Here is a 12,607-nt window from a genome sequence, read left to right on the forward strand (position 1 = left end):
GTTTGAATCCTCGGGCGGTCTTAGTGGTGGGACGCCAGGGTGGCGTTCGGATTGGGCGTGCGGCGTTCGTCGGAGATGATGACGCCGTCCTCGATCTTGATGACCCGGTCGGCCCATTCCTCGAGCCGGGGGTCGTGGGTGACGCAGATGACGGCCGCGCCGTATTCATCCGCCGCGCGACGCAGCAGACGGATGACGATCTGGCCGTTCTCGCCGTCCAGCGCCGAGGTCGGTTCGTCGGCGAACAGGATCTTGGGGTCCTTGGCGAGGGCGCGGGCGATGGCGACGCGCTGCTTCTCACCTCCGGACAGGGCCGAAGGACGCTGATGCAGGCGCGGGCCCAGGCCTACCTCCTCCAGAGCCTGGGTGGCGCGCTTCTTCGCCTGGCCAGGCGTCAGGCCCTGGAACTTCAGCACCACCTCGACCTGCTGCAATGCGGTCAGGGCCGGGAACAGGTTGAAGCCCTGGAAGATGAAGCCGCAGTGATCTAGACGGAACTTGTCGATCTTGCCGAGCGACAGCTTCCACAGATCATCGACGTCGAGGGCGTCCACACGGCCTTCCTCGGGCCGCAGCAGGCCAGACAGGGCGGCGATCAGGGTCGATTTGCCGGAGCCGGACGGGCCCATGACCATGGTCAGGTCGCCGTGACGGGCGTCGAAATCGACATTCTTGAGGACCTCGACAAAGGCCTTGCCGGACTTGAAGCGCTTGACCAGTCCCTTGGCCTCGATGGCGAAATCGCCATGCTTGCCGTGAACCTTGGTGTGCTGGACGAAGTCGGTCATCGCAGCAGGTCCGCAGGCTGGCTGTTCTTGAGGATGCCGAGGGACAGCAGGCCCGACAGCATGGCGATGACGATCAGGCCGCCGCCGACGACGACCAGCAGCATCGGCGGCAAAGCGATGATGACCGCCCCGGCGAGAGCCAGGGCCTGGATGCCGAGGGTCAGCAGGATGGCTGCGATGACGCCAACGCAACCGACCCAGAAGCTGAGCTCCATGACGATCCGGTTGAGCGAGCCCATGCCGACGCCAAGCGCCCGCAGCGAGGCGAACTCCTTGATGTTGGCCATGATGGCGCCGCGCAGGGTCTGCCAGGTGATGGCCACGCCGATGATGGTGCCCAGCACCACGCAGCCGCCGATGATGATGACGAGGATGCCTTCCTCGAACATGGCGCCGGCGTTGGCGTCGGCCAGTTCCTGACGCGTCCAGGCCTTCCACTGGCCGTTGCCCGAGGCGTTGAGCTCGGCGGCGACGCGGATCGCCTGGGTCGGGTCCTTGAGCTTGACCATCAGCGGCCCGACTCTGGGCCCCGTGTCGGCCTGGCCCACCATGCGCAGGGTATCGCGCGACATAATCACAGTGGCCTGCATCATGTTGGGATAGCCGCGGGTGACACCGACCACGGTAACCGTCTGGCCGTTGTAGAGGGCGCGGTCGCCCAGTTTTACGCCCAGCTTGCTGATGGCCGTCTCGTCGATGGCGACTGTGTAGGGCTGGCGCAGGGCGTCGACCAGTTCCCGGGAGTAGTCGGTCGGGATGGTCACCGAGCCCGGCGTGGTGTCGATGATGGAGGCCTGGACGAACTGTTGGCGCGGCGCGCCCATCTTGGCCCGTTCGGCCTGTGACATCGTGGGATCGATGTCCTTGACCGACTGGAAGCTGCCGCCGGCGCCGTCCAGCGGCTGGACCTCGACCACTTGCGGGTTGTTGTAGACGAGGGGAATGAAGCGACGCGGCACGCCCGAAGGCCCGCCGATAAGTGATTTGGCGCCCGGCTGCATGACAATGATGTCGGCGCTGGAGCGCTCGATGGTCGCGGTGAAGCCCTTGCCGATGCCGATGAAGACACCCGTCATGGCGAGAACGAGCAGACCGGACAGGGCCAGTGCCATGACGGCGGCCATGTAGCGGCGCCACTCGAAGAGCAGCGTGGAAAGCGCGAGCGACATAGTCTTTGAAACATCCCTGACTTGCAGTGTTATCTGACCTGCTGTCGGGTTCCCTCCAAGTTAAATCGGGGTAAGGGAAAAAGGGCGTGCCATGGCCACGCTTGCCGCGCCCTCGGCTGCGGGACTAGCTATCGCCACATAAGATCGCCGGGTCGCCGGCGCACCGGGAAGAAACCAGATGCACTCTCGTTCGCTCGCCGCCGCCGTTTCGATGGCGGCCCTCGTCTGCGCCGCCATTCCCGCTGCCCCGGCCCGTGCCGAGGAGGGGATGTGGACGTTCGACAACTTCCCGATCGCGCGGGCCAACACGACGCTGGGGACCTCGATCGACCAGGCGTGGCTTGATCGGGTGCGGTTGAGCTCGGTGAAGTTCGGCGGGTGTTCGGCCGGGATCGTGTCAGGCGAAGGCTTGGTCATGACCAACAACCACTGCGTCGCGACCTGCGTGGCCAACCTGTCGACCCAAGCGGTGAACTACGCCGAGACCGGTTTCACGCCGCGCAATCGCGAGGACGAGGTGAAATGCCCGGGCGGCACGGCCGAGGTCCTGACGGACATCTCCGACGTCACCGAGCGGGTGCGGGCGGCGGGCGCGGGTCTGACCGGACAGGCCTTCAACCGGGCGCGCGACGCCGAGATCGGGCGGATCGAGACCGAGGCCTGTGGTGACGCAACCGACAAGCGCTGCCAGGTCGTGACCCTGTACCGGGGCGGACAGTTCAAGCTCTACACCTACAAGAAATACACCGACGTCCGTCTGGCCTTCGCGCCGGAGGACCGGGCGGCGACCTTCGGCGGCGACCTGGACAACTTCTCCTTCCCGCGCTTCGCCATCGATGCGGCCTTCATCCGGCTGTACGAGAACGACGCCCCGGCGGTGACGGCGACCCATTTCGTCTGGAACGCCGACAAGCCGGTGGAGGGGACGCCGGTGTTCGTGACCGGCAGCCCCGGCGCGACCCAGCGTCTGCTGACCCAGGGCCAGCTGTTCACCGTGCGTGACGTTGTGCTGCCGCTGGACCAGCTGATCGCCTCTGAACTGCGCGGTCGGTTGATCCGGTTCTCGGAGGAGTCCGAGGAAAACGCCTTCATCGCCATGGATCCGATCGTCGGCCTGGAAAACACCTACAAACGCGGGCTCGGCCGTATGCGAGCACTGACCGATCCGGGCTTCATGGCGACGCGCGCCGAGGGCGAGGCTGACTTCCGTCGCCGGGTCGCCGCCGACGCCGCCTTGGCCGACCGGGCCGCTGATCCGTGGGGAGCGCTTTCGACCGTCCAGCCGATCGCGCGCGAGCTCTATCCGGCCTACGCCCTGCTCGAAGGCGGGACAGGCATCGGCCCGACGCCGGTGGGCACGGGCATCGGCACGACGCTGGTGGCCGGCGGATCCCAGCTGTTCCTGTGGGCGCGGACCCTGGTGCGCGGCGCCCAGGAGCGGGCCAAACCGTCGGCCGAGCGTCTGCCGGAGTTCGGCGACGCGCGCCTGTCGGCCGTGCAGTCGAGCCTGTTCGCCGAGCGGCCCGCCTATCCCGCGCTCGAGCAGGTGCGGATGGAGTGGTGGCTGTCCAAGACCCGTGAGTGGCTGACCGTCGACAACCCGGCGGTCCGTAGCCTGCTGGGCCGCGAGTCTCCGGAAGCGCTTTCGGCGCGCCTGATCGAGGGTACGACCCTGGCCGATCCGACCGTGCGGCGCGCCCTTTGGGAAGGCGGACTGGCTGCGGTCGAGGCCTCCGACGATCCGATGATCAAGTTCCTGCTGTCGATCCAGGACGAGACCCGCGCCGTGCGTTCGGACTGGGAAACCCGGGTTCAGGCTCCGACCGATCAGGCAGCGGAACGTCTCGCCGCCGCGCGCTTCGCGGCCTATGGCGACACCGTCTATCCCGATGCGACCGGCACCCTGCGGCTGACCTACGGCAAGATCGAGGGATCCGACGTGCCGGGCCAGCGCTGGGGGCCCTTCACGACCTTCGCCGGCCTGTGGGACCGGGCGACGGGCTCGGCGCCGTTCGACGTTGCGCCCAAGCTGCTGGCCGCGCGTGACGAGATCGACCCGGACACGGTGCTGAACATGACGCTGTCGTCCGACACCATCGGCGGCTCGTCAGGCTCGCCGGTGGTCAATGCGGCGGGTGAGATGCTGGGGGCGAATTTCGACTCCACCGTCCTGACCCAGCGCAACGCCTATGGCTACGACCGCAACGTCAACCGCAGCGTGATCGTGACCACGGGGGCGGTGACCGTGGCCCTGCGCGATGTCTACGACATGGGCCGGCTGGTGGAGGAGCTGGGGGTCGACTGACCCCCGCCGCCCTGGCCTATCTGGCGTCCGGATCGGCAAGGGACCGTCTCGCCGTGTCAAAATACTGCCAGCCGGTCCAGACCGTGGCGATGGCGGCGAACCAGATCAGGCTGTCGGCGAACAGCTGGAAGTACGGCAGGTATTCGAAGTCGAGGCCGAAGCCGTCCCAATTGCGGGCGAACAGCTGGCAGCCGAGGGCGACCAGCTGGACGGTGGTCTTCCACTTGGCCAGCAGGGTGACTTCCAGGGTGACGCGGCCGGCGATGGTTTCGCGCAGGGCCGAAACGGCGAACTCCCGGAACAGGATCAGGCCGCAGGGGATGGCGATCTGGGGCACCGAGCCCGAGGTCAGGACGCCGAGGATGGCGCCGGTGACCAGCACCTTGTCGGCGATGGGATCCAGGATGGCGCCCCAGCGCGTCTCGGCATGCCAGCGCCTGGCCAGATAGCCGTCGACCCAGTCGGTCGAGGCGGCGACCACGAAGATGTAGAAGGCCGCGCGATAGAGGCCGAACTGGTCCTCCGGGCTCAGATAGGACGACAGGATAGGCACCCCGCCGGTCGCGCCCGCCAGGATCAGGAACATCACCACGCCGGCGACCAGGCGCAGGCCGGTCAGGATGTTGGGGATTGGATTGACGTGGTGGGTGGGGGACATGACGATTCCGTGGGGAGGGCTGGCCGGGACAGGATAGGCGGTCTTCAGCGAACGCGCGCCTAGCTTAGCGGTTCAAACCGGGGAGCCGAAGTCAGCTTGCGCAGAATGCCCTCAGCGATGCCGAAATGCAGACCGGTCAATTCGAGCCGCCCGTCCGACTCGCGCCCGGCGATCCAGGGAAAGGTGCGCAGATTGTCGAGCGACAGGCGCACGACAGCCTCCTCGGTCGCCTGTTCACAGGATTCCGGCTCGCACATCTCGGCGATCCGGCGGACGACGGGCGTGCCCTGGGCGATCCAGGGGGCCACGAAGTCCCGGACGGTGTCGGGTGCGCCGTATCGCATGGCGGCGACGCCGCCGCAGTGGGCGTGGCCCATGACGACGATGCGGCGGACGTTCAGAACCTTCACCCCGAACTCCAGCGCGGCGGAGACGCCGTGCAACTGGCCGTCCGGCTCATAGGGCGGGACGAGGTTGGCGACGTTGCGGACGACGAACAGTTGGCCGGGCGCGGCGTCGAAGATCAGGGCGGGGTCGGCGCGGCTGTCGGAACAGGCGACGATCAGGGTGTGTGGTGTCTGGCCGGCGGCCAGGGCCTCGTACTCCGCACGCGCCGCTGGCCAGTGGTTGGCGCGAAAGCGGTGGTAGCCGGAGATAAGGGGATCGGAAGAATCGTCTGACATGGCGACGGTATAGGCAATCCCCGATGCCGAGGGGAGGGCCCCGGAAAGCCTGCTAGCGCCCGGGGGATCGCTTGCCATCGATCAGAACCGCCTGTTGCCAGCGGCTCGGGGCCTTGTCGGTCCGGTGGATGCAGCCGACCCAGCAGCAGGGCCGGGTCTTGCCTTCCAGCAATTCTTCGCCGGTTCTCTGGATGCGACGTTCGCGGGTCCTGGGCTGTTTCGCGTCGTCCACCCAGCAGATGAACTCATTGCGTCCCAGCGGCGTCAGCTTTTGCCACAGGGCGAAGACCTCCGGCGCGGATCGAACGGCGGATTTGAGGTCGGGTCCGGCATTGTGGACGACGCCCTGGGGGAAGTCGCTCACCTGACATCTCCTGTCGATGGTCGTTTGGAGGGCATCACGTTAGCGCTGCGTCTCGGGATGGAAGAAGCCGTGAATACGTTCGGCCAGCGGCTGGTTGATGCCCTCGACCTTGACCAGATCGACGACGGCGGCGCGGCCGACGCCCTTGGCCGAACCGAAGGCGTGCAGCAGGGCCTTCTTGCGGCCGGGTCCGACGCCCTCGATCTCGTCGAGCGGGTTCTTCTTGATGTCCATCGAACGGCGGGTGCGGTGGGCGCCGTTGGCGAACCGGTGGGCCTCGTCGCGCAGCCGCTGGATGTAGTAGAGGGCCGGTGACTTCAGCGGCAGCATGAAGGGCGGCTTGCCCGGTACGAAGAACCGCTCCATCCCCGCGTCGCGGTCCGGCCCCTTGGCGACGCCGACAGCGAGGATGTCGTCCAGACCCAGATCCGCCAACACCGCCTGGACCTCGGCCAGCTGACCGGCCCCGCCGTCGATCAGCAGGAGGTCGGGACGGACCACCTCCTCGGCGCCGTCTTCCTCGTCCTTGACCAGGCGGCTGAAGCGGCGGCGCATGACTTCGCGCATCATGCCGTAGTCGTCCCCGGGGGTCAGATCGACGCCGCGAATGTTGAACTTGCGATACTGCGACTTCTGGAAGCCCTCGGGGCCGGCGACGATCATGCCGCCCACCGCATTGGTCCCCTGGATGTGGGCGTTGTCGTAGACCTCGATCCTCTCGGGCGTGCCGTCCAGCCCGAAGGCTTCGCAGACCTCGGTCAGGATTTTGCCTTGGGCCGAGCCCTCGGCCATCTTGCGGCCCAGCGCCTCGCGGGCATTGGTGTGGGCGTGATCGACGAGAGACTTCTTGTCGCCGCGCATCGGTCGTTCGATCGAGACGACGCGGCGGCCGTCCGCCTCCTTGGCCTTCATGGAGAAGGCCTCTTCCAGCAGTTCCTTCTCGAACGGCACGACGTTGGACAGGATCAGGCGGGCGACGGGCTTGTCCTCGTAGAACTGGCCGAGGAAGGCGGAGAGGATTTCAGGGTCGGTGTCGGACTTGTCCACGCGTGGGAAGTAGGCGCGGCCGCCCCAGTTCTGGCCGCCGCGGTAGAAGAAGACCTGGACGCAGGCCTGACCGCCCTCCGAGAACAGGGCGAAGACATCGGCCTCGGCCACGCTGTCGGCGCTGACCGAGTTCTCCATCGTGATCGCCGACAGGGCGCGGATGCGGTCGCGGACGCGGGCGGCCTGTTCGAAATCCATGGCCTCGGCGGCCGTGGTCATCTCCTGCGACAGGCGGCCGATCACGGCGCGCGACTTGCCGCGCAGAAACAGCGATGCTTCCTCGACGAGGTCGCCGTAGTCCTCGAGCGAGATCAGGCCGGTGCAGGGGGCCGAGCAGCGCTTGATCTGGTGCAGCATGCAGGGGCGGGTGCGGGTCTCGTAGACGCTGTCCGAACAGGATCGCAGCAGGAAGGCCTTCTGCAGGGTGTTCAGGGTCCGGTTCACTGCCCAGGTCGAGGCGAAGGGGCCGAAATATTCGCCGTCGGTGGTGTGGGAGCCGCGATGCTTGCGGACCTGGGGCGCGCGGTGGTCCTTGCGGATCATCAGTTCGGCGAAGGACTTGTCGTCGCGCAGGACGACGTTGAAGCGGGGCTTCAGCTTCTTGATGAAGTTGGATTCGAGCAGCAGCGCCTCTGTCTCGGAGGCCGTGACCACCAGCTCCATCGAGCGGGTCAGGGACACCATCAGGCCGATGCGCTGGGTATGGAACCGGCCCTGGGCATACTGGAGGATGCGCTTCTTGATCGAGCGCGCCTTGCCGACATAGAGGCAGGTCCCGTCCTCGCCGTACATGCGGTAGACGCCCGGCTTGTCGGGCGCGCGCCGGGCCTCGTCGCGGATCAGATCGGCGGCGACGAGTGGGACGGTCGAATCAATGGGCGGGGTGTCGGCGGGCATCCAGGCGAATATAGGCGTCGCGCAGCGATCTGTCAGAGCGGCTTGATCGGCTTCCGAGAATGGTCGAGCATTCCGGCGGCCGGCGGCATGTCTCCGGTTTCGGGGGCTTCATCATGCAACGAATCGCCATCGCGGTCGTCCTTTCAGCCGTTGTGGCTGCGTGCGGACAACAGTCGCCCGCTGCCGGTGAGGCCGGAGCCCCGGTCGCCGAACTCGACTTCATCGAGGCCGTGCCGATCGTGGAGGATGAGGTCGCGCCTGTGGCTCAACCCCGGCCCGCCGCGAAGAAGGGAGAGCCCGAGGAGGACCGTGGACCGGCCGGGGATAAGGCAGCTGAGGCCGCACCGGCCCCGACTGCGCCCCCGTTGCCCGAACCGGCCGCCGACGATGCGACATCTGCGACGCGGCGGGCCAATGAGACGACGGCGGCTCCCGACGTCGTCAAGGCGCCCGAAACCCCTTCCCGGCCTGACCAGATGTGACTCAGGCTCCAGATCCTCGCGAGAGCCTGAGTCACGCTTCATGTCGGACCCGTGTGGCGGGTCCACTAGAAACGATCATGCCCTAGGCGAACATATCCAGAAGCGCGCCGGCCATGTCGTCGGCGGTCCTGAGCACGGCGATATTGGCCGAAACGGAGGCCTTGGCCTCGATCCGTTCGACCATCTCGGCCTCGAGGTTGTCGAGCGGGGCCCGGGCGGTTCGCACGGCGCTCTGCTCGAACCGGGCCATGGCCGAGGCGAGGCCTCCGACGGCGATCGAGGCGGCGTTCATCGCGAGATCCTGAGGTTCTCGATGGCCCCGGCGATGCGGTCGAAGGCGGCGCCGATGCCGGCCGCGCTGTCGACCGGGAAATAGTGGTCGGCGTCGGTGGCGCAGCGGCGCAGCAGGGTCTGGGCCGAGCCGTCGACCTGGACGGCGACGGTGTACACCTCGATGTCCTGGTCCTTCATATTGCCGCACATGTCCTCGACCCCTGCCGTCGGATCGTCGAAGCGGTTGTCCATGGCGGTGCGGCGCTGGGAGTCGCTGCCGGAGGTGATGCCGAGGCGGTTCTGATAGATATAGCCGAGGCCGCTGTAGGTGCCCCGGTTGGGGTTGCCGGAGTCGCTCATGACGTTCTCGCCGTCAGTCATGATGATGATGATCTTGGTCAGCCGCTCCGTGCCATAGGCCCGGCCGTCGCCGAACGGGGCTTTGGGGGACAGGGTGTGCCAGCCCCACATCGTGCCGAGCGGGACGTTGGTGTTGCCGCTGGCGATCATGTTGTCGACCGCAGTGCGCAACGCATTATAGTTGTCGGTCAGCCGGATCAGGGGCTGAAGATCGCAGCCGCGGTTCGGACCCCACGAGGTATTGTACGAACCCGAGCGCTTGTAGGTGTTCGCGTATTTGGTGCGGTCCCGCAGGCGCAGACCCCACTCGGTCTCGCGCGCCGCGGTGTCCGTAAAGGTCTTATTGTTTCCTTTGCGGGCGTCATCGAGATAATCGTTGCCCTCGTCGGCATAGTTCCACCAGGTCGAGTCGTTCGGATAGTCGTTGCTGTCTGGCTGGTCCGGAGCGAAATAGGGTACGAACATCCGGCCCTGGGTGCTGGACAGGGGCGCAGTGTCGCGGATGTCATAAGGGGCCAGGCGGGCCTCGACACAGCCGCCCCAGGTCGTGCCGATGTCGCCGAACAGGGTGAAACGCCCCCGAGCCACGCTGAACAGGCTGGTCGGGTTGGACGAGGCGTTCCAGGCGCCGCCGCCCGTGTGGGTGGTGGCGTCCGACATATAGCTGGGCACAGTGTTCGAGCCGCCCTGCGAGATGCGCACCGTCTGGGAGAAGGGTACCAGCGAGATCTTGATGGCGTCCGGCTCGATGGACCGGCTGTCGGCCGCTTCCAGCCGGTTGATCAGGTCGATGGCCGCAGCCTTGGTGTTGGTGAGCTTGGCGCCGGACATGGATCCGGTGTTGTCGAGGACGAGGGCGACCTCGACGCGGTTGTTCGAACGCAGAACCTCGGAATGGGCGCCGACCGGGATCTGGTCGCCCGTGCCCCGGCCCACCATGGGCAGGATGATGTTGGCGACGAGGGCCGCGACATTGACCCTGGCGTCACCGACGACGGCGCCGGTGTTGTCCAGCGTGAAGGTCGTCTGGGCGGTCAGCAGGGTGATGTCGTTGTAGGGTGCCAGGTTGGCCTGGAGCGAGGCCAGGCCGACGCGGGTGATGTCGGTGTCGGCCGTGTACTGGGACCGGGCGGCGGCCAGGGTGGCGGCGTCCAGGGCGTCCTGCAGATTGGCCTTCACCGTCGAGGCGCGGTGGATGTCGATGCCGCCGAAGGTGATCAGCAGTAGCACCGGGATCACGAAGGCCGAGATCATGGCGATATTGCCGCGCGTGTCGGACGCGAAGCGGCGCGCGACATCCCGCAGTCGACGGCTCCCCCGGTTCTCGATCGTCATGGCCTACCCGTGTGCGCGGCGGCCCCGGACGGAGGACCGCAATCGACCTCGTCTAGCGCGCGACGGTTAAGGTTTCGGCCAAGGCGGACGGTTAACGGCGGGCCTGGAACCCGCCGACGTTCGGCAGTGATGCCTTGCAGGTCTCACCGTGCACCCCGGCCTTCGCAGGGGTGCACGGAGGGAGGGCTACGACTGAACCTCGTTTCCCCCTAACCGAGCACGCAAGACGCCAGCCCCTCGTTGCGAACGACGCGGGCGTTGGCCTGGACGCTGGAGGCGCGGCGGCGGACATAGGGGCCGGGCGAACCCGCGCTGTAACGGCGCGGACTGGGCAGGATGGCGGCGATCCGGGCGGCCTCGCGCGGGGTCAGGTCGGCGGCGGACTTGCCGAACCAGTGCCGGGCGGCGGCCTCCGCGCCATAGACGCCGGGTCCCATCTCGGCGACGTTCAGATAGACTTCCATGATGCGGCGCTTGGACCAGACGGTCTCGATCATCAGGGTGTAGCCGGCCTCAAGACCTTTGCGGACCCAGTCGCGCCCGGGCCAGAGGAAGACGTTCTTGGCGGTCTGCTGCGAGATGGTGGAGCCGCCGCGGACCTTGCGGCCGTTCTCGTTGTTCTTCAGCGCTCTTTCGATAGCTTGCATATCGAAGCCGCCGTGGCTGCAGAACCGGGCATCCTCCGCGGCGATGGCCGAGGCGACGAGGTTGGGCGAGATCTGGTTCAGCGAACGCCAGCGATAGTCGAGCCCGTGACCGGCGACGAACTCGCGCGCCATCAGAAGGGTCAGGGGCGGGGGCGCTACGGTGTGGATCAACACCCCGCCGATCGGCAGGGCGGCCAGGACCAGCAGGACGGTCAGGATCGGACGGCGCTTGCGGCGCCGCGGCTGTTCGTCAGTCATGATCCCTCCCGGGGCGGAGTTTTGGCCGGGAAGCGTGGCCATGCAAGGGCGAGGCTATTTCGCGTTCACGTCCCACAGGAAGATCACGGCGAAGGCGCCGATGACGACAAGGACCAGAATGCCGACGGCCATGCAGCCGAAGGCCATTCGCGGCGTCTCGCCTCCCGGTCGACCGTTCATCAGGAACCCCCGTTCGCGCGGACGATAGGGTGCGTCGGCGCAGGGTGTCGAGGCTCAGAGATCGGCGACGCCGGCCTGACCCTCCTCGTCGGCCCAGGCGACGCGGGTCGCGTCGGGGCTCATGGCCAGGGCGATGATGGGCGCGCCCTTCTCGGCCTTGATGAAGTTGAGGCCCTGGCCCGCCGGATCGGCGACCCAGACGCGGCCGTCGGCCAGGCCTGCGGCGAGGCGGCTGTGCGGGTTGGCCGACGCGACGAGGTTGACCAGGGTGGTGTCGTCGAAGCCGATCTCGGACGCCTCGCGACCCATGGGGCCGTTGGAACTGTCGAAGGGCCAGAGCACCGCGCCCTGCGCGCCCGAGGTCGCCAGCAGGCGGCCTTTCGCCATGAAGGCGACGGAGCGGATCTTGGACGGATAGCCGCCCATCCGCATGTTCTTCGCATCCTTCAGTCGCCAGCCGTGCAACTGGGCATCCTGCATGGTGGTGACGACGAAGGCGCCGTCGGGTGAGAAGGCCACGCCAGTGTGCGACCCGGCCCAGGCCAGCTTGGTCGGCTTCTGTTCGGCGATCCGGGCGTACCACAGCCAGGCGCCGCCGTAGGTGGACGCAGCGATCCGCCGGCCCTTGGGATCGAAGGCGACGCCGGAGACGGTTCGCTCATGCTGGAAGTCGCGGCGGAAGCCGGCGTCGGTCGCGTCGATGACGGACAGGGTCTTGCCGGCCGAGAAGGCGATCAGCCTGGTTTCCGCCGAGGCGTCGATGGAGTCGATCCACTGGCCCTTGGCGGTGGCGAGCACGCCCGCCTCGCCCTTGCGGCTCCAGATCACCCGGCCGTCGTCGCCGCCGGTCACCAGGCCGTCGCCGGACGGATGGACCACGGCGCACAGGATGGCGCCGTCATGGACCGCGTCGAAGGACCGGTCCTCGAACCGCACGGAGCCGTCGCCGAGGGCGAAGACCGCGCCGGAGGAGTCGAAATGGGCCGAAGTGACCTGGGCGTCGAAGGTGAAGGTGGTCATTAAATTATCCGCTCATCCCCGCGAAAGCGGGGACCCAGTTCTGTTGGCGACCGGTATCACCAGGTCTGCATTGAAATCGATCCCGCCCCCCGCGCTTCATAAAAGCACTGGGTCCCCGCATTGGCTGCTACGCGCCGCCCT

13 protein-coding genes are annotated in these 12,607 nt (G+C 67.3%); 2 read left to right on the forward strand and 11 right to left on the reverse strand.

Annotation, left to right across the window (positions count from 1 at the left end; genetic code table 11):
• Window positions 1–20: 20 nt before the first annotated feature.
• Both ACP7A5_RS00740 and ACP7A5_RS00745 read right to left on the reverse strand, forming a co-directional pair.
• Window positions 21–788, reverse strand: a complete 768-nt coding sequence (locus ACP7A5_RS00740; protein ID WP_426040124.1) for an ABC transporter ATP-binding protein — start codon at window positions 786–788, stop codon at window positions 21–23.
• Window positions 785–1,957 (reverse strand): ABC transporter permease, encoded by a 1,173-nt coding sequence (locus tag ACP7A5_RS00745; protein ID WP_426040125.1) that lies wholly within the window; start codon window positions 1,955–1,957, stop codon window positions 785–787. The genes ACP7A5_RS00740 and ACP7A5_RS00745 overlap by 4 nt, the downstream gene beginning before the upstream one ends.
• A 178-nt stretch (window positions 1,958–2,135) precedes the next feature.
• On the opposite strand from ACP7A5_RS00745, the gene ACP7A5_RS00750 reads away from it, so the two are divergent.
• A complete protein-coding gene (locus ACP7A5_RS00750; protein WP_426040126.1) occupies window positions 2,136–4,262 on the forward strand; it encodes a S46 family peptidase in 2,127 nt (708 codons plus the stop codon).
• A 16-nt stretch (window positions 4,263–4,278) separates the two neighbouring features.
• On the opposite strand, the gene pgsA is transcribed toward ACP7A5_RS00750, so the two are convergent.
• From pgsA to uvrC, 4 genes are read right to left on the reverse strand one after another with little or no spacing between them, the layout of a single operon-like run.
• On the reverse strand, window positions 4,279–4,920 hold the full coding sequence (pgsA, locus tag ACP7A5_RS00755) for a CDP-diacylglycerol--glycerol-3-phosphate 3-phosphatidyltransferase (RefSeq protein ID WP_426037345.1): 642 nt from the start codon (window positions 4,918–4,920) through the stop codon (window positions 4,279–4,281).
• Window positions 4,921–4,979: 59 nt separating this feature from the next.
• Window positions 4,980–5,603 (reverse strand): carbonic anhydrase, encoded by a 624-nt coding sequence (locus ACP7A5_RS00760; protein WP_426040127.1) that lies wholly within the window; start codon window positions 5,601–5,603, stop codon window positions 4,980–4,982.
• A gap of 52 nt (window positions 5,604–5,655) precedes the next feature.
• Entirely contained in the window at window positions 5,656–5,967 is a 312-nt protein-coding gene (locus ACP7A5_RS00765) for a YdeI/OmpD-associated family protein (RefSeq protein WP_426040128.1), read from the reverse strand.
• 39 nt (window positions 5,968–6,006) lie between these two features.
• Complete coding sequence (uvrC, locus tag ACP7A5_RS00770; RefSeq protein WP_426040129.1) at window positions 6,007–7,911, reverse strand: excinuclease ABC subunit UvrC; 1,905 nt, start codon at window positions 7,909–7,911, stop codon at window positions 6,007–6,009.
• Between the two features lie 59 nt (window positions 7,912–7,970).
• Here uvrC and ACP7A5_RS00775 point away from each other — a divergent pair, with 59 nt between their 5' ends.
• Window positions 7,971–8,393 carry a hypothetical protein gene (locus ACP7A5_RS00775; RefSeq protein WP_426040130.1) on the forward strand — a complete coding sequence of 141 codons (423 nt, stop codon included), beginning with the start codon at window positions 7,971–7,973 and terminating at the stop codon, window positions 8,391–8,393.
• 82 nt (window positions 8,394–8,475) lie between these two features.
• On the opposite strand, the gene ACP7A5_RS00780 is transcribed toward ACP7A5_RS00775, so the two are convergent.
• The 5 genes from ACP7A5_RS00780 to ACP7A5_RS00800 all read right to left on the reverse strand — a co-directional run bounded on the left by ACP7A5_RS00780 (window position 8,476) and on the right by ACP7A5_RS00800 (window position 12,466).
• Window positions 8,476–8,685 (reverse strand): flagellar hook protein FlgE, encoded by a 210-nt coding sequence (locus ACP7A5_RS00780; RefSeq protein WP_426040131.1) that lies wholly within the window; start codon window positions 8,683–8,685, stop codon window positions 8,476–8,478.
• On the reverse strand, window positions 8,682–10,361 hold the full coding sequence (locus ACP7A5_RS00785; RefSeq protein ID WP_426040132.1) for a pilus assembly protein TadG-related protein: 1,680 nt from the start codon (window positions 10,359–10,361) through the stop codon (window positions 8,682–8,684). The genes ACP7A5_RS00780 and ACP7A5_RS00785 overlap by 4 nt, the downstream gene beginning before the upstream one ends.
• A 209-nt stretch (window positions 10,362–10,570) precedes the next feature.
• Window positions 10,571–11,266, reverse strand: a complete 696-nt coding sequence (mtgA, locus tag ACP7A5_RS00790) for a monofunctional biosynthetic peptidoglycan transglycosylase (protein WP_426040133.1) — start codon at window positions 11,264–11,266, stop codon at window positions 10,571–10,573.
• Between the two features lie 54 nt (window positions 11,267–11,320).
• Entirely contained in the window at window positions 11,321–11,446 is a 126-nt protein-coding gene (locus tag ACP7A5_RS00795) for a hypothetical protein (RefSeq protein ID WP_426040134.1), read from the reverse strand.
• A 54-nt stretch (window positions 11,447–11,500) separates the two neighbouring features.
• Entirely contained in the window at window positions 11,501–12,466 is a 966-nt protein-coding gene (locus ACP7A5_RS00800; protein ID WP_426040135.1) for a WD40 repeat domain-containing protein, read from the reverse strand.
• Window positions 12,467–12,607: the final 141 nt, after the last annotated feature.

Source organism: Brevundimonas sp. TWP2-3-4b1 (assembly GCF_049897665.1).
In the GTDB taxonomy this organism is placed as follows: Bacteria; Pseudomonadota; Alphaproteobacteria; order Caulobacterales; family Caulobacteraceae; genus Brevundimonas; species Brevundimonas subvibrioides_B.

Coding starts and splice junctions, on each gene's coding strand:
- ACP7A5_RS00740 (WP_426040124.1), bottom strand. CDS start 788: ATGACCGACTTCGTCCAGCACACCAAGGTTCACGGCAAGCATGGCGAT.
- ACP7A5_RS00745 (WP_426040125.1), bottom strand. CDS start 1,957: ATGTCGCTCGCGCTTTCCACGCTGCTCTTCGAGTGGCGCCGCTACATG.
- ACP7A5_RS00750 (WP_426040126.1), top strand. CDS start 2,136: ATGCACTCTCGTTCGCTCGCCGCCGCCGTTTCGATGGCGGCCCTCGTC.
- pgsA (WP_426037345.1), bottom strand. CDS start 4,920: ATGTCCCCCACCCACCACGTCAATCCAATCCCCAACATCCTGACCGGC.
- ACP7A5_RS00760 (WP_426040127.1), bottom strand. CDS start 5,603: ATGTCAGACGATTCTTCCGATCCCCTTATCTCCGGCTACCACCGCTTT.
- uvrC (WP_426040129.1), bottom strand. CDS start 7,911: ATGCCCGCCGACACCCCGCCCATTGATTCGACCGTCCCACTCGTCGCC.
- ACP7A5_RS00775 (WP_426040130.1), top strand. CDS start 7,971: ATGGTCGAGCATTCCGGCGGCCGGCGGCATGTCTCCGGTTTCGGGGGC.
- ACP7A5_RS00780 (WP_426040131.1), bottom strand. CDS start 8,685: ATGAACGCCGCCTCGATCGCCGTCGGAGGCCTCGCCTCGGCCATGGCC.
- ACP7A5_RS00785 (WP_426040132.1), bottom strand. CDS start 10,361: ATGACGATCGAGAACCGGGGGAGCCGTCGACTGCGGGATGTCGCGCGC.
- mtgA (WP_426040133.1), bottom strand. CDS start 11,266: ATGACTGACGAACAGCCGCGGCGCCGCAAGCGCCGTCCGATCCTGACC.
- ACP7A5_RS00795 (WP_426040134.1), bottom strand. CDS start 11,446: ATGAACGGTCGACCGGGAGGCGAGACGCCGCGAATGGCCTTCGGCTGC.
- ACP7A5_RS00800 (WP_426040135.1), bottom strand. CDS start 12,466: ATGACCACCTTCACCTTCGACGCCCAGGTCACTTCGGCCCATTTCGAC.